The organism is Saccharospirillum mangrovi (assembly GCF_003367315.1).
GTDB classification, from domain to species: Bacteria; Pseudomonadota; Gammaproteobacteria; order Pseudomonadales; family Natronospirillaceae; genus Saccharospirillum; species Saccharospirillum mangrovi.
Genome location: NZ_CP031415.1, coordinates 450607 through 475012 on the forward strand (window position 1 = coordinate 450607; position 24406 = coordinate 475012).

At 56.1% G+C, this 24406-nt stretch carries 18 protein-coding genes and 2 pseudogenes; 5 read left to right on the forward strand and 15 right to left on the reverse strand.

The window, feature by feature from the left end; genetic code table 11:
* Positions 1–69: 69 nt before the first annotated feature.
* The 12 genes from DW349_RS02190 to DW349_RS02245 form a co-directional block, all read right to left on the reverse strand.
* A complete protein-coding gene (locus DW349_RS02190) occupies positions 70–576 on the reverse strand; it encodes a GNAT family N-acetyltransferase (protein ID WP_157954448.1) in 507 nt (168 codons plus the stop codon).
* A 94-nt stretch (positions 577–670) separates the two neighbouring features.
* Complete coding sequence (locus tag DW349_RS02195) at positions 671–1075, reverse strand: GFA family protein (RefSeq protein ID WP_108127320.1); 405 nt, start codon at positions 1073–1075, stop codon at positions 671–673.
* 1531 nt (positions 1076–2606) lie between these two features.
* A complete protein-coding gene (locus DW349_RS02200; protein ID WP_108127318.1) occupies positions 2607–3590 on the reverse strand; it encodes a hypothetical protein in 984 nt (327 codons plus the stop codon).
* A 12-nt stretch (positions 3591–3602) separates the two neighbouring features.
* Complete coding sequence (locus tag DW349_RS02205; protein ID WP_108127316.1) at positions 3603–4385, reverse strand: DUF3800 domain-containing protein; 783 nt, start codon at positions 4383–4385, stop codon at positions 3603–3605.
* A gap of 262 nt (positions 4386–4647) precedes the next feature.
* Positions 4648–6003 carry an oxygen-independent coproporphyrinogen III oxidase gene (gene hemN, locus DW349_RS02210; protein ID WP_108127314.1) on the reverse strand — a complete coding sequence of 452 codons (1356 nt, stop codon included), beginning with the start codon at positions 6001–6003 and terminating at the stop codon, positions 4648–4650.
* Positions 6004–6105: 102 nt separating this feature from the next.
* Entirely contained in the window at positions 6106–7533 is a 1428-nt protein-coding gene (locus DW349_RS02215) for a mannitol dehydrogenase family protein (RefSeq protein WP_108127358.1), read from the reverse strand.
* Positions 7534–7544: 11 nt separating this feature from the next.
* Positions 7545–8756, reverse strand: coding sequence for a D-mannonate dehydratase ManD (gene manD / locus DW349_RS02220; protein WP_108127312.1), 1212 nt, complete (start codon positions 8754–8756; stop codon positions 7545–7547).
* A 24-nt stretch (positions 8757–8780) separates the two neighbouring features.
* Positions 8781–10202, reverse strand: coding sequence for a glucuronate isomerase (gene uxaC, locus DW349_RS02225; RefSeq protein ID WP_108127310.1), 1422 nt, complete (start codon positions 10200–10202; stop codon positions 8781–8783).
* Positions 10203–10234: 32 nt separating this feature from the next.
* A complete protein-coding gene (locus DW349_RS02230; protein ID WP_108127308.1) occupies positions 10235–11524 on the reverse strand; it encodes a TRAP transporter large permease in 1290 nt (429 codons plus the stop codon).
* The gene (locus tag DW349_RS02235) at positions 11521–12003 is read right to left on the reverse strand and encodes a TRAP transporter small permease (protein WP_108127306.1); all 483 of its coding nucleotides are present in this window, start codon (positions 12001–12003) and stop codon (positions 11521–11523) included. The genes DW349_RS02230 and DW349_RS02235 overlap by 4 nt, the downstream gene beginning before the upstream one ends.
* Before the next feature lie 64 nt (positions 12004–12067).
* On the reverse strand, positions 12068–13024 hold the full coding sequence (locus tag DW349_RS02240) for a C4-dicarboxylate TRAP transporter substrate-binding protein (protein WP_108127304.1): 957 nt from the start codon (positions 13022–13024) through the stop codon (positions 12068–12070).
* Between the two features lie 119 nt (positions 13025–13143).
* Complete coding sequence (locus tag DW349_RS02245) at positions 13144–13878, reverse strand: GntR family transcriptional regulator (protein WP_108127302.1); 735 nt, start codon at positions 13876–13878, stop codon at positions 13144–13146.
* Positions 13879–13970: 92 nt separating this feature from the next.
* Between DW349_RS02245 and DW349_RS02250 the strand changes: the two genes are divergently transcribed.
* From DW349_RS02250 to DW349_RS17665, 5 genes and pseudogenes are all read left to right on the forward strand, one after another.
* A complete protein-coding gene (locus tag DW349_RS02250; protein ID WP_108127300.1) occupies positions 13971–14942 on the forward strand; it encodes a sugar kinase in 972 nt (323 codons plus the stop codon).
* A gap of 106 nt (positions 14943–15048) precedes the next feature.
* Positions 15049–17283, forward strand: a complete 2235-nt coding sequence (locus tag DW349_RS02255) for a methyl-accepting chemotaxis protein (RefSeq protein ID WP_108127298.1) — start codon at positions 15049–15051, stop codon at positions 17281–17283.
* A gap of 445 nt (positions 17284–17728) precedes the next feature.
* Entirely contained in the window at positions 17729–19420 is a 1692-nt protein-coding gene (locus DW349_RS02260; RefSeq protein WP_108127296.1) for a methyl-accepting chemotaxis protein, read from the forward strand.
* Between the two features lie 131 nt (positions 19421–19551).
* Positions 19552–20601, forward strand: a pseudogene (locus tag DW349_RS17660) (PAS domain S-box protein); the annotation flags it as partial.
* A 399-nt stretch (positions 20602–21000) separates the two neighbouring features.
* A pseudogene (locus tag DW349_RS17665) lies at positions 21001–21202 on the forward strand (methyl-accepting chemotaxis protein); the annotation flags it as partial.
* Positions 21203–21391: 189 nt separating this feature from the next.
* Here the strand turns inward: DW349_RS17665 and DW349_RS02270 are convergent.
* The 3 genes from DW349_RS02270 to DW349_RS02280 form a co-directional block, all read right to left on the reverse strand.
* The gene (locus DW349_RS02270) at positions 21392–22132 is read right to left on the reverse strand and encodes a substrate-binding periplasmic protein (RefSeq protein WP_108127292.1); all 741 of its coding nucleotides are present in this window, start codon (positions 22130–22132) and stop codon (positions 21392–21394) included.
* Between the two features lie 104 nt (positions 22133–22236).
* The gene (locus tag DW349_RS02275; RefSeq protein WP_108127289.1) at positions 22237–23733 is read right to left on the reverse strand and encodes an amidohydrolase family protein; all 1497 of its coding nucleotides are present in this window, start codon (positions 23731–23733) and stop codon (positions 22237–22239) included.
* Positions 23734–23800: 67 nt separating this feature from the next.
* Entirely contained in the window at positions 23801–24403 is a 603-nt protein-coding gene (locus DW349_RS02280) for a malonic semialdehyde reductase (RefSeq protein ID WP_108127287.1), read from the reverse strand.
* Positions 24404–24406: the final 3 nt, after the last annotated feature.

The following is a 24406-nucleotide window of genomic DNA, read 5'->3' on the forward strand; positions in this document are numbered from 1 at the left end:
CTATGCGTCGCCGCTTTAAGTACGTTCCTTTTCCTTTTTTCTAACAAGCGAACCGAATGGTGAGCGCTATTAAGTTGGTCGGTCGATCCGATAAATAGCTTTAACCTGACCACTCCGGTTTTCATTCTTCCAGAAAGTCATACCAATCTTCTCGGCCACTCGGATCGAAGCTTTGTTGTTTGGGTCGATGACGGCAATTAACGACGTTTGGTCTTTGTCGTTAAAACCATACTCAACGAGCTTTCTACCAATCTCGACCGCATAGCCTTTGCCTTGGCGGTTTGAATCGATGAAGTAATTCACTTCAACGTAAGTTTCACCATCGATCTCTTTAGGCAACAAACCCGCGTAACCAACCAAGGTGTTATCGGCATTCAACACAAGCGGCCATAAGTCGAACTCTTCAGCCTCGGGGTTCTGTGCGATTTCCTGGAAGATGTTGCGAAGGAATTTAACATCGCGTGGCCCGCCGGTGTATTGGGTGATGCTTGGGTCGGACCAGAGGTTGATCAGGAAGTCGATGTCGGTGGGGAGTTGGTGGCGGAGGGTGAGCCGGGCTGTGGTTAGAATCTGCACTGTCATTTCTCATAAATACGGATTGTAACGGTAGAGGCTCTGCTGGCAGAGCGTCCATCTTTTAATGCGGTTGAGCACTCTATAACTGAATTTGTTATGTACCCACAACTGGCGCGCTTTCAGGATATTGAGGCAAGCCATCGGCAAGAGTCAGCCACTCTTGCTTGGACGATACCCAAAAATGCATATCGGGTTTAAAAAGAGACGGGTCGTCTAATGTGCCTGCGGTTAATCCCATTACACCAGCAGCTGCGCGTCGGGAAAAGACACGGGAACCACACTGCGCACAGAAACCTCGCTCAAGTATGTCGGATGTATGAAAGGTGCTGACAGAGCCCGTGATCGATACATCTTCAATACGCATAAGCACACGGGCATTGAAGGCCGCACCGATGGCTTTTTGACACAGCCGGCAATGACAGATTCTTTGATTCAGAGGTTCGCCTGTTGTTTCGTAGCGAACTGCTTTGCAGACGCATCCGCCGGTGAATTTGGTCATTTCAGGGAGGCTCCATAAGCGAACTGATCGTAACAGGATTCCTAGTTTAATGCCGCTCTAGGGTGGGTGTCCTGTTTGGCTCCTATAAAAATTTTCAGCCTTATTGGTTAGGTGCATTGGTGAAGGATTATCTTTACATGCACTAATGAACAAATGTATCACTTTAAGAGAGTCTCTTTTGGCTCTATTCTATACAGCGATTGATCTCTTCTTGGATTCCGTCTTATGCAATAAGTGACACGATATACCCGTAGCAGCCTAGACAGAAAAATATCAGTCGCATAATGTCATTCCTGCTCTTAACGAGTATCTCTACTGAAGGTGACCGCATCTCCTCATGCAATAGGTAGGGAACAATGAACCAAAAGACACTCAAATAAAAAAGAAAGATACGACTATTTGAAGAAGGCTGTAAGGTACTTGCACTGATCTGGTCAGTAAAAATTTTACAAGCAGTGGTACCCAGATTGTATAGCGTGATAATTTCATTTTGGCAGTAAAGAGGACTCAATTTAATTGTGGTTATCTCATAGTAGTGATTAAAACCAGAAAGGTAGTTGCTCTAATCAGTCTTTTAAGGAATTTTCTAGAGAGGTGGTTTTGGTTTCCTTTAAAAGATGGGTGTCTCATTAACGGACTGATTGCCTGTTCAGCTGGGTCGCCCCGTCTATGCATTAGATAGACGGCGAGCGCTAGGCAGGTTCGATTTTACGGAGCGGCAGTGAACGATGACGGTTCCAGATCTTTATGCTGGTCAATAAAACTCAAAATGCGAGGTAATGCGTTTAGGCAAAGCTCCGGATAACCCGGACCGGGTGGGTCATTGTTCGACAGTGGGCTATGTTAATGAGCGATACCCAGCACTTGCAGTCTGCTCAAGTGTACGGCTCTTGCATCGTTCACTGACACAATAGCAACAACAATCTGCTGCTTTAGTTCATTCAGCCGCCACATTTGTTCATCGGGTCCACAACGACCTGAAACTGGGGCATCAACGTAGAAGACTTCGTGCAATATTGGCACCAGAAATTACAACAAGGTTGGTGTCCTGCTAGTACGATGTTGGAGTGTGCTCGGAGATGGCTTAATAGAATGGTGCTTGGCTATCTTGTTAATAATTAAATTAGATGTTCTATAAATTTAGTTTGGAGATTTCCTAATATTTAATTGGTGACTTAATTTCAATTTTATCATTTTCATATCAAAGTATATGTTAATGGCTGGAGTTGCATAGCCTATAATTATTCCCGCTAACTTTGTTCTAGGCCATTCGCTTGTGCTGAATATAAAATCTGCGCCATTTAAAATTAACCAAAGAATACTTGCTATAACTGCCGTTATAGTGAAAGCATGTTTTGTTAAGCAAGCTCTCCAGTACTTGCCGGCCTTGGCATATTTTATGAATTTTCGGCGTATTATTGGTTTTATAAAATTCATTTGCTTTGGTTTCCTATCTGGCAGAAAACTGATATTAGCCGCTTAGTTCAGTGATGTTTTTCTAGTTGTGATTGCAAGTCTTTTAAGTAGGTGTCTAGTTAATATCTATGTTACTTTTTCGATGCATATTCATGTTATTAAAAACGTCCGCCATTCCAATATCTTCTGGTGAGATGTTGTAGCTCGTAATGCCGGTTTCTAAGCTGATTACTCTAGCCCCTATTTCATAGTCATAAGGAAAAATAAGAGAGAATTCAATTAAATCCCATATTGGATCAGGCCTTCCTGACCAAGACATACCTGACTGCCACGTCATTTGCCGACCAACAAGATCAAGAGCGCTGTTTGCGAATATGTCATTTCCAGTTCGTATGGGGTTTTTGCTTTCGACTTTTTTAATGAATACTCTTTTATTAAAGTCTGCTAGAACTTCTAGTGTTTGTATGGGTGGTCCTCGTGCAGGAAGTTGAACATATATACCTTCTTCTTCCTTGCTTATCGACATGAACGAAATTTCAGAGTCGTCTGATTGAGTAAATATAAACTGTGTGTGGTCTTCAAATAATACTGAAAAGGCAGACATCTCATTTTCAGGATTAGGCGTCCAGCTTTCTACGTTAGAAATTATAAAATTAGGCTCTCCAGTAAGGTTCTCAATAGTTTCACCTGGATTATTACGGATTTCTCTTAAGTAGGTTAATATGCTTTTTTCTACGCGATTAGTATATCCTTGAAGACGAGGCTGATCCATTGTGTACTGGATTTCGTATTGGATCGTCAATGGTTCAAGGGGGTAGTATTGTCGAGTTACTTGATAGGTTGCATTTTCTAATCTTGATACTATTTGCTCTTGGCGTTTTGACATTTCTTGTGAGTTTTTTACAGCGTCAAAAATTTGCGTCAATTGTGCTCCGCCAGAAAGTAGCACGCCAAAAACTGCCATGGATACGATGATCCTACCTTTTGTTGTGAGTTTGCCGGAGTTGACTGATTTAATTCCTTCCGTTTTTATCGAAAAGATTGCAGCAAAAGCTGAGAGACAAACACCTATGAATTTTAATAGTTCAGCAATTACCATTGGTTATATCTCTTATAAGCTATTCGCAAAGTGTAGAATGTGTTCGTAGAGCTCAGTGTACTGATCTTTGTATTTTTCAACTAACACTTCTCGAGGACTAAAGTTAAGACCTCTGTTTAATATTGATCTATTATTTGTTGCGCCTGAGTACCACATTAATCCTGCAATTCTTGGCATCAATGCTGTGTTAACATCCGTTTTATCCTGATTGTTAATACACCACCTAAATGAACCGAGAACTATATCTGCGACTGACATCAAGGGTGTTGAGTTATCGCTTACTTGGCTGAATGCATGGATCCATGGGAGTCGCGCTGTTGTGCCTCCGCGATACGATATTCCTCCGTTAATACACGATTCTAGAAATCCAAATCCATTATCTACTGGCCATTGATCAGCCATTACAAACCCTGGTGTATGGGTCTCTGAACAGTAGTCATTGAATCTTCTGAACGCTGTAGCTGAAGTCATTTCCACAAGCTCATTCTTTGAATTGTTTCGAGCAATAGCGTGGAGGACGCAGTTTATGATTACTCTAACGTTATTTGTTGCGGCTATGTCTAAAATTCTACTTTTAGCTTCTGTGTGCTCTGTTCTTGATAAGTTTGTAGGGCAAGATCTGATATTGAATTTCAATTTTTCGTTGTCAGAAATTCGAAGCTCATTTCTAAGATTTCTCACATCACTAACTATATTGCGTACATTTGTCGAATCTACAATTATACCTCCATATATGAAGAATTTTACTTGTTCAGATGGCTCGTTATTTGTTTCATCAGCAATAAATATGTTCATAGTATTTTTTTCTGGTTTTCGGGGCTGTTGGAACTAAACATGTCTCTTTCTGAAAACATTGTACATACTGTCGTTTTTTCATTGAAAATGGGCCGGAGATTGAGCTTTATCAAAGGTTGTATCCAATACTATTAGGGTTAGTACTTGTTCTTGAATATTTCAATATCTGGGAACATTAAAATATCTATTCGTCGTCAATCTGAAATGGTGTTGGATAGGAGTTAGAGAGCTAACTATAGACTATTGGAGTTGGATGCTTCTATTAAACCGCCGCCGAATGCCTCCCCTCACTCTCCACCAAATACCCATCAAAAGCCGCACACACCGCCCTAACCAAAGGTCGGCCCAGTTCAGTTAACCGTATCTCCCATCCCTCAACCTCAACAATCCCATCGCTGGTCATCGCTCGAACCCGATCCAACTCAGGTAAGAACCGATCCGGGAAGGTTTTGTGTTGGGCGCAAATGTCGCTTATGTCTACGGCCAGGTTGCACATGAGGCGGTTGATGACGTCGCGGCGCAGCCGGTCTTCTTTGTCGATGGCGATGCCTTTTATTGCGGCGCTGTGGCCGGCGTTTATGGCGTTGCGCCAGTCGCCGATGCCGGTGGTGTTTTGGATGTAGCCTTGTGGCAGTGAAGAAATCGCCGATGGGCCAAAGGCGATGAGGGCTTCGGCGCTGTCGGTGGTGTAGCCCTGGAAGTTACGTTGCAGGTCGCCATTGCGTTGGGCGATGGCGAGGCTGTCGTTCGGGTGGGCGAAGTGGTCGAGGCCGATGGCCTGGTAGCCGTGTTCGGCCAAGCGCTGTTGCATGGCGTCGTATTGTGCCCAGCGTTCTTCGACGTTGGGCAAGGTGTCGGTGGCGATGACTTGCTGGTGTTTTTTCATCCAGGGTACGTGGGCGTAGCCGAAAATTGATAGGCGATCCGGGCGCAGTGTGAGTGTTTGGTCGACGGTATCGATCAGCGATTCAACGGTCTGCATCGGCAAGCCGTACATTAAATCAACGTTGATGCCGGCGATGCCTTTGGCGCGCAGCATGGCAATAATTTCTGCGACGTCTTCCAGGCTTTGCACTCGGTTTACTGCCGCTTGCACCGCTGGGTTGAAGTCTTGAATGCCAATGCTGGCGCGGTTGAATCCGTTGGCGGCCATGGCGTCGATAAAGGCGGGCGTTGTGGTGCGCGGGTCCATTTCCAGGGCGACTTCAGCGTTGGGCAGAATGTCCACTCTTTGGCGCAGCGCATCCATGATGCGGGTTAAATCGCTGGCCGAGAGTATGGTCGGGCTGCCACCGCCGAAGTGCAGGTGCGATACGGTAAACCGCTCGCCTTTTGGCAACAGCGACAACCGTTGTTCGATCTCGCTCAACAGCAAATCCACATACTGACCGACCGGCTGATACCGATGAGTAATCTGCGTATTGCAGCCGCAAAACCAGCACATTTTTTCGCAATAGGGTACGTGCACGTACAGCGATAACGGCTGCGCCGGGTCCAGTTCGCTCAGCCAGCGAGCCAGGCGTTTGCCATCAATGCCGGTGTGAAAATGCGGTGCGGTTGGGTAGCTGGTGTAGCGCGGCAGGCGCAGGTCGTATTTTTCGTAGAGGGCGAGTTGCATGGCGAACGACTTGGACAGTTTGAATGGCGGCAGTGTGCCGCCTTCCGGCCGGTCGCGTTTTGATGTGGGTCAAGGTTGAGGAAGCGCCAGCTTCATTGGTGCTTAACCGGGCCAATCAACATCGAAATTCAGCACGGCGTCGAGTTGACGATAGGCATCGACCACCGCTGTTTGCCAATTCGCATCGCTGGCCAGTTCCGGCGGGAACACCGCGCGCAGCGCAAAGAAGGCGGCGATTAAGTCTTCCACTCGGTCGTGTTGTTGGTGCAGTGCCGCCAGGGTGTCGGCCAGTGGATCGCTGACGGTGTGTGCCTGGCCGCGTCCGTCGAAGCCGCTGGTGTAGCGAATCCAGGCGGCAATGCCGAGTGCGGTGCAGCGCAAATTGCGAGCGCGGTCGGTGTGTTCCAGTGCGCCGGCGAGCCAGCGTTGCGGCAATTTTTGCGAGCCGTCCATGGCGATTTGATGCAGCCGATGGTTAAGGCTGTCGTTGGCGAAACGGTGCAGCAGTTGGTCGCAGTAAGCATGCAGGTCGGTGCCGGCGGGCATGGCGAGTGTCGGGGCGGCTTCGTTGAGCATGTAGTGTTTCAGGAATGCCCGAACCTGAGCGTTGCCAACGGCGTCGGCGACGGTTGCAAAACCGGCGAGGCTGCCGAGGTACGCCAACAACGAATGGCTGCCGTTGAGCAGGCGCAATTTCATGTCTTCGAACGGCGCGACATCGGCGACCATTTGCACGCCGTCGTCTTGCCAGTCCGGCCGGCCGCTAGGGAAGTGATCTTCCACTACCCATTGGCTGAATGCTTCGCTGACGACGGCGTTGGCGTCGTCAATGCCGAGCGCTTTTAAACGGTCGAATTCGGCGTCGGTCATGGCCGGCACAATGCGGTCGACCATGCTCGATGGGAAGGCGACTTCGGCGGCAATCCAGTCCGCTAACTCGGGGTCGTTTTGTGCGGCCAATTGGCAGACGGCGGCGCGGGTGCGTTCGCCGTTGGCGGGCATGTTGTCGCAACACAAAACGGTGAACGGCGCGATGTCGGCAGCGCGGCGACGGCGTAACGCTTCGACCAAAATGCCGGGCGCGGTGCGTGGCTGTTTGGGGTTGTTGATGTCGGCGGCAATGTCTGGTGCGTCGGTTAATAACTGGGCATCGGACGGACTTAAAAAGTAGCCTTTTTCAGTGACCGTTAGCGTGACGATGTGCACCGAGGCGTCGCTCATTCGTAGCAGTAATTCGTCCAGATCGCGGCCCCAATGTCCGTCGGCATCGCGGCCGGTGAACAGCGTTTTTTTAATGCTGTCGATGGTGCGGACGTTAGCGTTTTTTCGGTCGGTGTACTCGACCAAATGGTAGCGATAATTGGCGCTCGCCAACGCATCGACTAACGACTGGTTTGAACGCAAATTCGCGCTGCAAATGGCCCAGTCGGAGTTGCCGGTGCGTTTGGCGTAGGCGTCTAAATACGCCGCTTGATGGGCGCGGTGAAAGGCGCCCAATCCCAGATGCACAATGCCGATGTTTGACGTCATAAAGTCGTTCACTACCAATGCCAGAGTGTGCCGTCTTCGAGTCGGTTGACCGGCAGGCTGGCGCGTTTGTAGGGGTATTGTTTGGCTTTGGTTTCGTCAATATCGACGCCGTGCCCCGGTGTTTCGCCGACAATAAAGTGCCCGTCTTCAAAACGATAATCGTGCGGGAAAACCTCGTCGGTTAAGGCTTCGTGTGGCATGTGTTCCTGAATGCCGAAGTTCGGTACCCAGGTGTCGAAATGCACAGCCGCGCCGAGGCAAATCGGCGATAAATCGGTCGCGCCATGGAAGCCGGTGCGAATGTTGTACAGCGCGGCCAGGTCGGCGATGCGGCGCACGTGGGTGATGCCGCCGGCGTGCGTCAGGGGTGCGCGCACGTAATCGATCCATTGGTTGACGATTAATTCGCGGTAATCGTGAATTGAGTTGAACACTTCACCGAGCGCCAACGGCGTGGTGGTGTGTTGGCGAATTAATTGAAACGCTTCGGGGTTTTCGGCGGCTACGCAATCTTCCAGCCAGAACAATTTATAGCGTTCCACTTCTTTGCCCAGACGCGCGGCTTCGATAGGTGTGAGGCGGTGGTGTACGTCGTGCAGCAAGTGCAGATCGTCGCCAAAACGTTCGCGCACGGCGGAAAATAAATGCGGTACGTGGTTCAGATATTTGGCGGTGTTCCAAACGTGTTCGGCGGGCAAATCGGCGTCGGCGGGTTCGTACCGTTCACCGACTTTTTTTGCTACGCCGTAAGTCGTCGGAATGCCTGGCACGCCGGCTTGCACGCGCACGGCCAAATAACCTTGATCGACCGCTTTCTGCACTTCAGCCAGGCAGCCGTCGATGTCTTGACCGGTGCAGTGCGCGTAGGTCATCACCCGTTCGCGACTTTTGCCGCCGAGCAATTGGTACAGCGGCATTTGGGCAGCCTTGGCTTTGATGTCCCACAGTGCGACGTCAACAGCAGCAATGGCGGCCATGGTTACCGGGCCGCGACGCCAATAGGGGCCGCGATAAAAATACTGCCAGATGTCTTCGATGCGGCTGGCGTCGCGGCCGATTAAGGCCGGTACGACGTGCTCTTCCAGGTAGGCGACTACGGCCATTTCGCGGCCGTTGAGCGTCGCATCGCCGATTCCGTACACGCCGGATTCGGTCACAATTTTGAGCGTGACAAAGTTGCGTCCCGGCGACGAAACAATCACATAGGCATCGCTGATTCTCATGAGATTTCCTTTCATAGTCGTCACTCAGCGGTCAAATAAATAACGCTGGACGTTGTCGTAGCAGACCGCGCGCACGAGTTCGCCGACGCGGTCCAGGTCGTTGGGTAATTCGCCGTCGCTCATCAACTGACCGAGGCGATTGCACAAAATTCTGCGGTAATAATCGTGACGCGAAAACGACAGCAAACTGCGCGAGTCGGTCAACATGCCGACGGCGTGACGCAGCAAACCAAATTGCATTTGCGCGGTCAGTTGGCGTTCAATGCCGTCGCGTTGATCGTTGAACCACCAGGCGGCGCCGAACTGAATTTTTCCGGCGATGCCGTCGCTTTGAAAACTGCCCGCGAGTGCGGCCAGCATTTCGTTGTCACGCGGATTCAGGTTGTACAAGACGGTGCGTGGCAATTGGTTGGTGCGGTCGAGCGCGTCCATTAATTGCGCCAGCGGCTGGGCGTAATTCACATCGCCGATGGCATCGAAACCGCTGTTGATGCCGACGGTGCGTTCGCCGCGCTGGCTGAGGTTGCGCTGCGCGCCGAGGTGCAATTGCATCACCCAGCCACGCTCGGCGTATTGCTGGCCGAGCCAGAGTAATACGGCGGTGGTGAAGCCAGCGCGGTCGTCGGACGACAGTGTTTCGCCGCGCCGTGCGGCGTCCAGAATCCGGTCCAGTTCGGCGCTCGACGGCGGCGTTTGAAACACGGGAATTTCCAGGCTGTGATCCGACAAACAGCAGCCGTTGGCGGCGAAGAAATCGAGCCGTTGGTGCAGCGCCGAGAGCACATCGTCGAAGCCTTGAATGGGTACGCCGGAAACGCTTTCGAGTCGGCTGACGTAATTGGCGAAATCCGGGTGCTCGGGTTTATAAATTGTGTCCGGCCGGAAGGTCGGCAACATCAACGGGCCTTGGCCGGCTTGAGCGTGTTGCCGATGTTTCGCCAAGTCATCGAGTGGATCGTCCGTGGTGCACAGTTGTCGCACCTGGAATTGCTGCAAAATGCCCTGCGGTTTCAGCTCGGGTGTTGCCAGTGCGGCGCGCGAACGTTGCCAGATGTCGTCGGCGGTTTGTGGCGACAACAAGACGTCGTCGATGCCCAACGGAAAGCGCAACTCTAAATGCGTCCAGTGATACAGCGGGTTGCCCAAGCAGTCGGGCACGGTTTCGGCCCAGGCCTGAAAGCGTTCGCGTGCGTCGATGTCGCCGGTGATGCGTTGTTCGGCAATGCCGGCGATGCGCATGGCGCGCCATTTGTAGTGGTCGCCGCGCAGCCAGAGTTGCGTCAGGTTGTCGAACGCTTGGTTGTCGGCAATCTCCACCGGATCGAGGTGCGAGTGGTAATCGCAAATCGGCATGCCGGCGGCGTGGTCGTGGTACAACCGACGCGCGGCGGCGTTGCCCAATAAAAAGTCCGGGCCGATAAAAGGTTGTTGCGTGTGCGCAGACATAACAGCTCCCGAGCCGTTAAAACGTTAAGCCGTTAACCCATCAACCAATTGGGTAAAAACAGCACTAAATTGGGCACGAAAATAATGGTCACGACGACGGCGATAACGGCCAGTGCCAGCGGCAATAATTCGCGGCTGTAATCGACGAACGAACAACCGAGAATGCCGCACACGGCATACATGGAAATGCCGACTGGCGGCGTCATGCCACCGAAGGTGACCAGAATCATCATCACCAGACCGAAGTGCACCGGGTCGATGCCGGCGGCAGTGACTACCGGCACCAGAATCGGTGTCAGCAACATCACCACGACGGTGGCTTCGAGCAACATGCCGAAGAACACCAGCAGCAACGCCAGCGTCAGCAGCAGCGACACCTGGCTGGAAAACACACCGACGGTCAGTTCGGCGATGCTTTGCGGTACACGTTCGAACGAGACGACGTAACCGATGACACCGGAAAACATGATGATCAGCATGATGACGCCAATGTCGCGCACGCCGGCGTGCAGCGCGCCGAGAATTTGTTTCAGCGTCATTTCGCGGTGAATCAGCACCCCGATAATCAACGCATAGGCGACCGCAAAAGCACCGGCTTCGGAGGGCGTGAACAGGCCGTAGCGAATACCGATTAACAACCACAGCGGGAACAGCAGCGCCCAGATGCTTTCGCGCAATGCCGTCCAGACTTCGCGGCCGGTCGGGCGCTTATCGAGTACGGCTTTATAGCCGCGTTTTTTGGCGACGAAGTAAGTGGTCACCATCAGCGCGATCATCAATAAAAAGCCGGGCACGACGCCGGCGATGAACAACCGGCCAATCGACACTTCGCCTAAATAGCCGTACAGAATTAGGCCGATGCTGGGCGGAATGGTGGCGGTAATCAGGCCGCCAATCGAGAGCACGGCGCCGGTAAAGCCCGGGCTGTAACCTTCGCCGACCATGCCTTTGCCGAGCACGCGCGATTGCATGGCCGCGTCTGCCACGGCCGAGCCGGAGACGCCGCCCATCAAGGTACTTAACACCAGACTGGCTTGCGCCAGACCGCCGATCATCCAGCCGGCGAGTAAGGTTGAGAGCCGGATCAAACGCGGCGTAATGCCGCTGGCGTTCATCAAATGGCCGAGCAGAATAAACAACGGCACCGCCAACAACGGGAAAGATTGGGTCGCCGAGACAATGCGTTGCGCGCCGATGTTGACTGGCAAAAACGTATCCGGCAGCAGGAAATAACTGAAACCGGCGATGCCAATGGCAAAGGCGACCGGCATGCCAATGGCCATCAACAACAGGCCAAAGCAGAGCAATAACGTAGCCGTCATGCGGCGTCCTCCAGATCCGGGCTGAACACGCGCAGCAAGCCGCGACGCCAGAGTCGGCGCAGCAGCGACAGCATCATCAGCGACGCACCCACCGGCAGGGCCAGCGTGACGTAGCCGTAACTCAAATCACCCACGCCCAAAGGCCGCTGCCAGTTGGAAAAGGCGAGCGGAAAACCGTAGCGGGCGAGCAAACCCAGAAAACCAAACATCATTAACAAACACAGCACGATGACCGGGCGCAGCAACAGCGGCGGCATCATGGTGGTGAAAATATCAACGCGGACCTGATCGCCGCTGCGCAGCGTGATGTCGGCGCCGAGCACGGTGGTCCAGATAAATAACAGTTGCGACAACTCAGCACCGCCGGCAAACGGGTGGCCGATGGCGCGCATGGTTGAGCTGGCGAGCATGGTCAGGGTGGTGGCGCTGAGCAGAATCACGGCCAGCCACTGCTCAATGCGGTCGTACCAGTGCCACATGGCGGAACCTCGTAATCGAAGGGGGAAAGCGGCGGTCGCGGTTTGGCTGCGACCGCCGGTCGGCTTACTGACCGAGCAACTGGTCGCGGATGTCGCTGTAACCCAGTTCGTCGTAAACACCGCTGACCGCATCGCGGAACAGGCTGATATCGACGTCGTTGAAGGTCACACCGGCCGCTTCCATGTTGGCACGCACCGAGGCTTGAGCGTCGATGGTGGCCTGGCTGGCTTCGGCGCCGGCGCGGAACAGCTCTTCATCAACAATGGTGCGCAGGTTCTGCGGCAGGCTCTGATACCAGGCTTCCGACGTTGCCAGACCCGTCATCAAATGGATGTGCTTGGTCAGCGCGATGTTGGTGATCACTTCTTGCAGGTTCTGGCCGTTGGCGGCGGTCAATTGCGCTTCGGCGCCGTCGATCACGCCCAGTTGCAGCGCTGAATAGACTTCGGTCCAGGGCAGCGGCGTTGGGGTGGCGCCCATGCCGGCAATGGTTTTGATCCAGACCGGTGAGTTGATGGTGCGCACGCGCACGCCAGCCAGATCAGCCGGGGTGTGGATCGGCTTTTCAGTCAGCATCTGACGCGAACCCTGGAACCAGTTGTAGTTCAGCAGACGCAGGCCGGAGTTGGCGGCCAGGCTATCGACCCAGCCTTGGTACAGCTCAGACGAGGTGATTTTGTCGTAATCGGCCGGGTCTTCGACCAAGTACGGCGCGCTCAGAATGCCCAGCTCCGGCTGGTATTCCGACAGCCGGCCGGCGTCGACCAGAATGGCGAAGTTGGCGCCGCTGCGAATCTGCTCCAGCACGTCTTCGTCGGAACCGAGTTGGCTGTTGGGGAAAATGCGGATGCTCAGTTCGCCGTTGCTGCGCGCTTCAATGCGCTCTTTGGCGGCTTGCATGGATTGCACGATCGGGTCTTGCACGCTCAGCGCGGAAGACAGGTTCAGTTCGTAGTCGGCCAGAGCGTTGCCGCCGACCATAGCCAGCGCCAGGGCGGGCAAAAGTGTGCTGATTTTCATGTGAACTCCAGGTCTTGTTGTTGTGGTTGAAGTCGTGGGTTGGTTCTGTTTTGTAGGGACCAGTTTTTAGTGACCGCCAATGCGGCCGGTTACGCTGAGCGTTGGTTGAAGCGTCCTGTTCAGCCTGACGCTCGTTTCCGGGCGGCACTTGACGCCGCAGCAAACATGTCCGGAAAGCGTTCGGTGAGATCGGGCAGCGAGCGCAGAATTTCACGCAGATGCGCCTGCATGTGACCGCGTGTGGCTTTGATGTCGCGCGCGGCAATGGCATCCAGAATCTGGCTGTGCTGTTCGATCAATTTGGGTAAGGGCGTGGTTTCAGGCAGCGACAGATAACGCACCCGATCCAGCTGGGCTTTCACTTCCTGAGTCACCCGCCAGGCGGCGTCGTGACCAGAGCCAAGCGACAGCGTGCGGTGAAAGGCTTCGTCGAGTTCGAAGAAACGATCGTGATCGGCCGGCTCGATGCAGCGCTTCTGGCGTTCAATCAGATCGCGCAGTTCGTACAGCACTTTGTCGTCCAGGCCTTGTTCGGCGGCCGAACAGGCGACCGATACTTCTACCGCCTCGCGCACGAAGCGCGCTTCGGTGACCGCTGTTTGGGAAATCTGCACCACGTAAGTGCCGCGTTGCGGACGAATTTCCACCAGGCCGGCTTCCGACAAACGGATAAAGGCTTCGCGCACCGGCTGGCGGCTGACCGAAAACGCATCGGCAATTTCTTTTTCCGACAACGCCTGGCCGGGGGCCAAGGTCATGCGAATGATGGACTGGCGCAACACGTCGTAAATACGCTGGCGCATGTTGCTTTCGGATTGGGCGTCATCCCACAGGGCGATCAAGTCGGCGGTCATTATTATTATCTTCCATTCTTGTCTAACTAGTATGGTAGTGAGACGATGAAGTCTCTGTCAAACAAAAACAATAGGGAAACGAAGAGCGAAGCATGAGCACCGAATCTTCTCGAACCGCACCGGAAATCCTCTGTTTTGGTGAACCCATGGCGTTGTATGTGGCGCAAACACCGGGCGATCTGGCGACGGTTGACCAATTCCAGCGCCGCCTTGCCGGGGCCGATAACAACGTCGCCATTGGCTTATCGCGGCTGGGTTTTTCGGTGCAATGGCTCAGCCGGGTCGGCGACGACAGCCTAGGGCGTTTCGTGCGCGCCAGCCTGACCGCCGAAGGCATCGACTGCCGTGCAATGCTGACCGACTCCAGCCATCCGACCGGCTTGATGTTCAAAGAAAAGGCGCTCGAAGGCCGCGATCCGAAAGTCGAGTATTTCCGCCGTGGCAGCGCTGCCAGCCAGATGTCGCCGGCCGATGCCGAGCGGCTCGATTTATCCAACCTGCGCCATCTGCACCTCACCGGCATCACGCCGGCGCTGTCGGCCGGTTGTCTGGCGTTGAGCGAAACCCTGATCGCCAAAGCGCGCGCCGCCGGTGCCAGCATTTCCTTCGATCCGAATTTGCGCCCCAGCCTGTGGCCGAGCGAAGCGGTGATGCGCGACACCCTGAATGCGCTGGCGCGCCAGGTCGATTGGGTGTTGCCCGGCATTGCCGAAGGCCGTTTGCTGACCCGCCGCGACGACCCCGCCGCCATTGCCGATTTCTACCTGGACGGCGGCGCCAAGGCCGTGGTGCTCAAGCTGGGGCCGGAAGGCAGCCTGTACCGCGGCACCTTAACCGGGTCAATCGAACAGCGGTTTCAAGCGGGTGAAGTTGTGGCCGAAGTGGTCGATACAGTAGGCGCAGGTGACGCCTTTGCCGTGGGCGTGATCAGCGCGCTGTTGGAAGGCCGTTCGGTTGAACAGGCTTTGCAGCGGGGCAACCGCCTGGGCGCACGCGCCATTCAGGTTGAAGGGGATATGGAAAGCCTGCCAAATCGAACCACTTTAACGGCGATGGAAGCCTAGGTAGCATGCCGCCAACAAAGGCTTCTCTGTCCATCGTCGGCTGGCTTATACGCCGAGTGGGTCTATCTTTTTATGTCTGTCCACGCTGTAGATAGGAAGAGTTGGGATGACCCTGAAAAGACGCTTGATTTTAACGCTGTTATCGGTCGGTTTGGTGCCGGTTATCTTGCTGGCGGTACTCAGTACCCGTGATGCGCGCGGTGTATTGGAGCGTCAGGCGTTGGCTCAGTTGGAATCGGTTCGTGCCATCAAAAAAGAAGCCGTCGTCCGCTACCTCACTATCATCGTCGATCAGGCGTCCAGCTTGGCGCGAAACCAGGCGGCGGTCGACGCCATGGTGGATTTCGACGAAGGGTATCGGCTGTATGCCCGGGAATCAGGGCGGTCGATGTCGTCGATGCGCTCTCGGTTGCTGCCATTCTACGAGCAGGAATTCTATCCGCGTTTGCTGGAAGCCCATCCGGCCGTCCAGTTGGACCCTGCGACGCTGCTGGAGCCGTTGAGTCTCAGCGCCCTGGCTATGCAATACGCCTACATTGCCGACAACCCCAACCCAACCGGTGCCAAAGACGAGATGGTTAACCCATCGACCTTTTACGGTTACGACCAAGCACATGGTAAATGGCACCCGTATTTCCGCGACTTCCAGCAACGCTTCGGCTTTTACGATCTTTTCTTGATCAACAACAACGGTGACATCGTCTATTCGGTGTTCAAGGAAATCGACTTCGCCACGTCGTTGATTGACGGCCCCTACGCCGATTCCAGCCTGGGCGAGGCCTATCGTCAGGCGACAGCATTGACGCCGGACGACGACGCCGTACTGGTCGATTTCAAAGTCTATTTGCCATCCTACGACGCCCCAGCCGGATTTTTGGCAGCGCCGATGTTTGTGAATGGTGAGCGTGTCGGCGTACTGGCACTGCAGTTTCCGGTGGATCGACTCGGCGCCATCATGAGCGAACGTTCTGGTTTGGGCAGTACCGGTGAAACTTATCTGGTGGGAAGTGATGGCCTGATGCGATCAGACTCGCTGTTCGATATGGATAAGCATAGCGTGGTCGAATCCTTCCGTAATCCGGACACCGGGCGGGTTGATACCGAGGCCGTCAGGGCTGGACTGGCCGGCGAAGTGGGCAGCCTGATAGGCAAGGATTATGTGGGCGACACGGCGTTATCCACCTACGCGCCCATTGATAGCGCCGGCCTGAACTGGGTACTGATCGCAGAACAGGACCGCGCCGAAGCCTTCGCACCGGCGAATCAATTGTTGAAAAGCGCCGCCTGGACGGTGGCCGGTCTGGTGATCGTCGTCATCGGTGTGGCGCTGTGGACGGCGCGCAGCATTCTTAAACCCTTGGGCCGTGAACCGGCCGAATTGCAACGCGTGGCCGTTGCCATTGCCGACGGCGATTTGCGCGCCAGCGCCGACGACCAACACAACGCCAGCGGCGTATTCAAATCGATGCAGCAGATGTCGGCCGGTTTGCGCGCGCTGGTAACGCGCATTTCCGAAGCCGCCGATCAGCAAGCGGCGTCGTCGCAGCAGTTAACCGCCATCACCAATCACACCCTCGATAACGTCAACCGGCAGAACGAACAAACCGAACAGGTTGCCACCGCCATCGAAGAAATGAGCAGCGCCATCAACGAAGTGACGCGCAACACCAACGCCTCGGCGCAAGTGGCGAAGCAAACGCATCAGGTGGTGAACCAGGGCGTGGACGACGTGGGCGAAATGGTCGGCGACATCAACCGCATGGCCGACGACCTGCGCGATGCCAACACCCGCATTCAGGCGTTGCGCGAAGAAATGAAAGGCGTGGACGCCATTCTCGACACCATCAAAGGCGTCGCCGAACAGACGAACTTGTTGGCGTTGAACGCCGCCATCGAAGCGGCGCGGGCAGGCGAACACGGCCGGGGCTTTGCCGTTGTGGCCGACGAAGTGCGCAGCCTGGCGCAAAACACCCAGAACGCCACTGACGAAATTGCCAATACGGTTGAATCTTTGCTGGTGTCGTCCAAGCAGGCCTCTGTGTTGACTGACGAATGCAGCGCCTCGGCGCAATCCATCGCTGAACGGTCGACGGCCACCGCCGAGCGTCTGCGCGGTGCGGTGCTGGAAGTGCAGAAAATCGTCGATCTGACGCTGCAAATCGCCACCGCCTCGGAAGAACAATCGAGCGTGGCGAGCGAAGTGAGCACCAGCGTGTCGCGCATCGCCGCCATGGCCGCCGAAACCGAAACGGCGGTGCAGGAAATCAGCGTCTCCAGCAATGGCTTGGCGGAACTGGCGAGCGAACTGCAAAACAGCGTGACGCGTTTCCGGCTCGATTAATCAGTCCGGCTGGAACGCTGCGTCGATAAATGACCAACGTCGACTTTTTGGCTGTGCCGGGCCGCATTGCGAACCGTTGTCGATTGGCGTTCGGTGGCTGCGGTTCGGCTGGCACGGGCATTTGAACGCTGCGCTTTTGCCGCACATTCGTGCCTGTCGGAATCTTGACGAAAAACCCTAACCGAACGACGTTCAGTTCTGACAAATTTACATCCCGAAACCGCTCAGGTTTTATTGACCGCAGCCGCTAGACATTGATGATGGCCGTCGTTTTGGCCGGATCAGCATCCGCCAGATCGCTTTGCCCAACCCGTTTCAACCTGAATCAAACAGGGAATAACCCTGGTTTCCCCTCTGCCTGTCCCGCTGGGATAACGGCCGATGCTTATTGGCCGTTGCCGCGCTGCGCGTCCGGGCTGGTGGGATTTTGTTTAAGGAGTGACCGATGTCTTTGAATATCCGTGCCCGCATTCTGGTGTTGGCGATTCTACCGCTGGTGTTGGTCGCGGCCTCGTTGACCGCGATCAATCTGCACCAGGCCGCCACCATGGGCAGCCAATCCGTCGAGGCGTTCGAAACCACCATGTCGGACACCTACGGCGCCCAGCTCGACAGCTATTTATCGCTGGCACGCACCGCCATCATCGATCTGTACGAAGGTAACGTGCCGGGCACCGAGCGCGAACGTCAACAACAGGCGCTGAACATCATGCGCAAACTGCGCTACATCGATTCCGGCGCGCCGGGCTATTTCTTCGTTATGGACGACAAGGTCAACATGCTGGCGCACGGCGCCAATTCCGCCCTGGACGGCCAGAACCACGCCAACCTGCAAGACGTCAACGGCGTGCACTTTTCCAAACTGATGGTCGATAAAGCCACCGCCGGTAACGACGAACCGACGCGCTACTGGTGGAACAACGCCCAGGGCGTACCGGCACCGAAAATCAGCAAAGCGATTTACCTGCCCAACTGGAACTGGGTGATCGGCACCGGCTTTTACATCGACGGTATGGAAGCGCAACTCGACGTCGCCCGCGACGAAGTGAAAGGCCACTTAAACCAAGCCACCAGTATTTCGATGCTGGCGGCCGTGCTGGCAGTGATCGGCATCGCCGTGATCGCGCTGATCGTGGCGCGCGGCATCAGTAACCCGCTGCACCGCGTGGTGAAAGCGATGGACGACATTGCCAACGGCGACGGCGATCTGACCCGCCGGCTCGACATTCACAGCCGCGACGAAATCGGCGCGCTGAGTCGCAGCTTCAACGCCTTTGCCGATCAGGTAGCGGCGCTGGTCAAACAGATTCACCGCTCTTCCGGCGACATCAGCGCCTCGGTATCGAAGCTCAACGGCATCATGCTCAAAACCGAAAACGGCGTTGCCAGCCAGTTGGAGGAAAGCGACCAGGCCGCCGCCGCGATCAACGAAATGGCCGCCGCCTCGCAGGAAGTTGCCCGCAGCGCTAACGAAGCCGCCGAAGCCGCCAGCGACGCCGAGCGCCAGACCGAATCGGCGCAGACGCAGCTCGGCCGCGCCATCGCCGTCATCGACGGCATGGCCGACCGCGTTAGCGAAGGCGTGTCGGCGACGCAAAACCTGAGCAAGGAATCCGAAGCCATCGGCTCGGTGCTGGATGTGATTCGCGATGTCGCCGAGCAAACCAACCTGCTGGCACTGAACGCCGCCATCGAAGCCGCTCGCGCCGGTGAAGCCGGTCGGGGCTTTGCCGTGGTGGCCGATGAAGTGCGCAAACTCGCCAGCCGCAGCCAGCAATCGACCGAAGAAATCGAAGCCATCGTCAGTCGGTTGCAGGACGGTTCCAGCGAAGTAACGCGCATGATCGAATCGATCCGCGACAGCAGCAACGACACCGTGGCCGAAGCGCATCAGGTGGAAGCCGCGCTCAAAGGCGTGTTGGTGGCGGTCAACACCATCAACAGCCAGAACGCTCAGATCGCCAGCGCCGCTGAAGAGCAGAATTCGGTGTCGGAAACGATCAACGAAAACATGCAGCGCATCGTCACCGTGACCAGCGAAACCACCAACGGTGCACGCGCCGCCAGCGATTACACCCGCGAACTGGCTAAAGCCGTGACCGATCTCGACGCCATCGTAAAAGGCTATCAGGTGTAACGGCATCTGAATGGCCCAAGCGCGGGCCTGGTGTAATCCGGCCCGCGCTGATTATTTCTCCCGCCAGTGTCATCCGACTCGATCACCGTCACGTATCAACGCCTCCGTCCATCCTCGTAGGCATGCAGTCCATGAAGTTCGGTTTCAGTACCGATGCGGATGCCGTCCTGGCCGCGATCCAGGAATCTCAGGCCGTTATCCAATTCAAACCCGATGGCACCATCTTGGCTGCCAATGCGTTGTTTCTCGATTTGATGGGTTATCAGTCGGCGGAAATCGTCGGCCGGCACCATCGCATCTTTGTGGCACCGGCCAGTGCTGACAGTGCCGAGTATCGACGCTTCTGGGCCGATCTCGCCGCCGGCAAGGCCAACACCGCGACCTTTCAGCGCGTCGCCAAAGACGGCCGCCCGGTCTGGATTCGCGCCACATACACCCCCATCGTGCGCGGCGGCAGGGTGCAGCGGATCATCAAATTCGCCACCGATATCACTGAGCAAATGATGCAGAACGCCGCAGCGCGGTCGCAGTTGCAGGCGATTCATCGCGCTCAGGCGGTGATCGAATTTCAGCCCGACGGTAACGTCATCACCGCTAACGAAAATTTCCTGGCCTTGATGGGCTATCGGCTCGACGAAATTCGCGGTCAGCACCATCGTATTTTTGTCGATCCGGTGGAGACCAAAGGCGCTGACTACCAACAATTCTGGGCCGCGTTGCGCCAGGGCGAATTCAAGACCGCCGATTTCAAACGGCGCACCAAAGATGGCGCCGACGTTTGGATTCACGCCACCTACAACCCCATCCGCAACGCCGACGGCGCGGTGGTGAAAGTGATCAAGTTCGCCACCGACATCACCGCCGATGTGCGCAAGCGCGAGCAATTCCGCTTGTTGTCGCTGGTGGCCGACGAAACCGACAGCGCGGTGATCATCACCGATGCGCAGCGGCGCATCCGTTACGTCAACCCAGGTTTCAGCCGCATGACCGGCTACAGCGCCGAGAAGGCCATCGGCCTCAAACCGAGCGAGATTCTGGCCGGCCCCAACACCGAGCCGGCCACGCGCGAACGCATCCGCAACGAGCTCGACGCACAACGGCCGTTTTACGACGAAGTGGAAGTGCACCGCAGCGACGCCAGCGCCTTTTGGGTCGCGGCCACGGTCAACCCGGTGTACGACCGACGCAGCCGTCAGCACGATGGCTTTGTCGCCATTCTGGCCGACATCACCGAGGTGAAATTAAAAGCGCTGGAAGCCCAGACGCGCTTCGCCGCCATCAACGCCTCGAACGTGCTGATCGAGTGGTCGCGCCAGGGCGAACTGCTGGCGATCAACGACTTTCTGCAACGCAGCCGGGGCGTTAAAACCACCGAATTGACGTCGGCGTTGGGCACTTGGGAACGTTATCTGGATGCGGCACAGCGAACGGCGTTGCTCGACGGCCAGAGCGTCAAACTCGATCTGCGTCTGGCGTTGAAACAGGGCGACATCGGCATCGGCGCCACCTTCACCGCCATGCGCAACAGCCGTGGCGAAGTGATTAAGGTGATTTTGTACGGCACCGACATCAGCGAGCGCATGAAAGTCGTACAGACCGGCGAAACCGTGATGGGCGAATTGCACCAGTCGGGCGAGAACATCAACCGCATGGTGTCGAGCATCAACGCTATTGCCGACCAGACCAACCTGCTGGCGTTGAACGCCGCCATTGAAGCGGCCCGAGCGGGCGAAGCCGGACGCGGCTTTGCCGTGGTGGCCGACGAAGTGCGCAGTCTGGCGGCCAAGGCCGCGGGGTCGGCCAGCGAAATCACCGAGGTGGTGAGCAAAAACCAGCAGTTGTTAACGGCGCTGTCGGCCACCTTGAACGATTTGAGCGATGAGCACCGCTCGCGCTCGCCGGATTAATCGCCACTAACCATTAATCGCCACTAACCATTAATCTCCACTAACCATTAATCTCCACTAACCATTAATCCCCACTAACAATGGCATCGTAAGTGCCATCGGCGCGGATCGCTGCCAGGCCGGCTGCGAGAATGGCTTGCAGCCGTTGCGAACGCTCTGAACCCAGCGGCATCAACACCACGGTGTTGCTGGTTTCGATGGCGCGATCTTCAATCACCAGATCGGTAACCAACGGCACGTCGTCCTGCAAGGCGTTGATGTAGGCGCGCGCCGCCAATTGGTCGAAGGCGGCGACGTCGAAGCGGTTGTAGGCCAGCATGCGAAACAGCAGGCTTTCGCTGTTCACTTCTTCCAGCGATTGGCCGGTCTGCTCAATCCACTGATAAAAATCGATGGCGATGGCGTAACCGGCAACGGTGCCGAAACGCAGGCCGTCGAGGTCGTCGAAATCCTGCCAGGGCCGCGCCTGACCGGGCGCAAACACCAGACTGAAACGATGCTCGAACACCGGCGCCGAGAGCAGAAACTGTTCGTGGCGGTCGCCCTGGTTGGTCCACGGAAAAGTGCCGTCGATCTGGCCTTCCATCGCCATACGGTAAGCCCGCGGCCAGGGCACAAAATGGTAGCGGGCCTGATGCGATTGGCTGGCGAGCGCGGCCGTGACAATGCGCGGCCCTATGCCAAAACCGTCGGCCTGGCGGTCCACAAAGGGTGGGAAATCATCAATGGCAAAATGAAAGGTATCGGCTCGGGCGTGGAGCGCGAGCGCGAACAAAACGGCGAGTGATACCACGAGCTGTTTCATGCACGAGTTCGCTCAATTCACTGGACGAGAGTATGGCATCCTCGCTGTTTTTTTCCGCCTTGACCACCGTTGATCGGCCTTGATCAACGATGGTCGTAGTCTGTTCAGTCGCGAAACAGATCGATGTCGATACCGGCAGCACCGAACAGATGGTCGCGGCTGGCTTCCAGTCCGCTGCGCAGATGATCGACATCCACGCCCACCAACTGCCCCTGCCATTTGCGAATCTGACCGGCGACCAGAACGGTATCGACATTGCTGCGATCCATCAGCGCGACCACCGCGCCGGGCACGTTGTTCAGCGGTGCCACGTTCAGGGCGGTGGCGTCGAGCAGCACGATGTCGGCCTCTTTGCCCGGCGTCAGTGAGCCGGTTTTGTGGTCGAGTTTCAAACCGCGTGCGCCTTCGAGCGTGGCGAAACGCAGGCAGTCGCGCGCGGTCAGCAGCGACGGTAAATCGGTTTCACCGGCCAGCGCCGCCTCGTTGATAAAGGCGCGTTGCAGCGTCAGCGTTGAGCGCATCTGCGTGAACGGATCGGCGCTCAGCGTGCATTCGACGTCGGTCGACAGCGACGGCTGCAAGCCCAAATTCAGACACTTCTGAATCGGCGGCATGCCGTGGCGCATGGTCATTTCAATCGGCACCGACAGCGACACGTGCGCGCCGGCGTCGGCGGCTTTTTGCCAGGCCATGTCGCTCATGCCGGTCATGTGAATGAAGATGTTGTCGGCGCCGAATTCACCGGCTTCGGCCAGCGCATCGAACGTCGGTGCCATGCCGAAAGTGCCAACCACGTGCAGCGCAATCGGCAAGTCCAATTCGCGGCCCACGCGCCAGGCGTTCTCATAACCGGGCAGATAAATTTCGCCTCCCATGATCATGCTGGTCAGTTGGTCGTCGGAACTGAAATGCTCGGCGCGAATGCGGCGCGCGTCTTCGGGGTAACGGGCGTCGTCGCCCCAGCCTTCGAAGTAACCGAACACAGCACGGCGGCCGGTGTCACGCAGTGCTTGAATCACCGAATCGGAATGCTCGGGCGAGTGGTGAATCTGGCTCACGTCCATCACGGTGGTCACGCCGGCATCGAGCTGAGCCAGGCCGCCGAACAGTTCGTTGATGTAGACGTCTTCGGTGCGGTATTGCATCGACAGCGTCTGCAAAATGGTCTCGTAATAATTGCGTTCGCTGTGCGGTTGGCCGTCGTTAATCAGAATGCCGTTGACCAGACAGGCGCGCAGCGCGGTTTCAAACTGGTGGTGATGGGTGTCGATAAAACCCGGCATCACAATCTTGCCGCGAGCGTCGATCACCGCCGCATCGGGCGCGTCGATGTGCGCGGCAATCTGCACAATGCGCGAGCCTTCGAGCAACACATCGCCGCTGGGGAAATCGCCGATCTTGGCGTCCATGCTGAGCACGGCGCCGCCGCGAATCAGCGTGCGTCGGCCTGGGTCGCCCACGCCTTTAGGCAAATTGGTTGGCGCTTCCGCCGGGCCGGAAGCCGACAGCGGAAAGCTGCTGCCAGCGGCGGCCAATTGCAGGAAATCCCGCCGCGCTCCGGCGGCCTGGGCTTGGTTGCGGTGATCACACAAACGGCACATGGCAAAACCCTCTTATTGTTTTCTTAGTGGGTGAATTCGCTAACTTTTCGTGGTTATTTTTTTGACTTCACAACAACTGACAGCAGTCCTCGAACGACAATCGCGGCAGCCGTTCGCGCAAGCGCGTGCGGTCGCCGTAACCGAGATTGCACAGAAAATTACTGCGATAGGCGTGGTGTGCCTGATCGCTGAAAAACAGTCGGTCAACGGCGTCGTTATCGAAGCCGGACAACGGCCCGCAGTCGAGCCCCAACGCCCGCGCCGCCAGAATGAAATAGCCGCCTTGCAGGCTGCCGTTGCGCATCGCGGTTTCTTCGCGCAGCGGCTCGTTGCCGACAAAATCGGTGCGCGCTTCCATGTGTGGAAACAACATCGGCAGGCGGTCGTGAAAGCGGCGGTCGTAAGCCAGGATGGCCGTCACCGGCGCGGCTTCAACCTTGGCGACGTTGCCCGCCGCCAGCGCCGGTATCAATTTGGCTTTGGCCTCGGCGCTGCGCAGAAACAGCAACCGCAACGGGCTGCAGTTTTTGCTGGTCGGGCCGAGGCTGACCAGATCATAGAGTTGCCGCAACAGCTCGTCGGGCACGTCCTTGTTTTGCCAATACGCAAACGACCGGCCCTGATGAAACAGTTGCGCGAGGCTGGTTTGCGGCAGGGCTTGAGCGGTCATGGC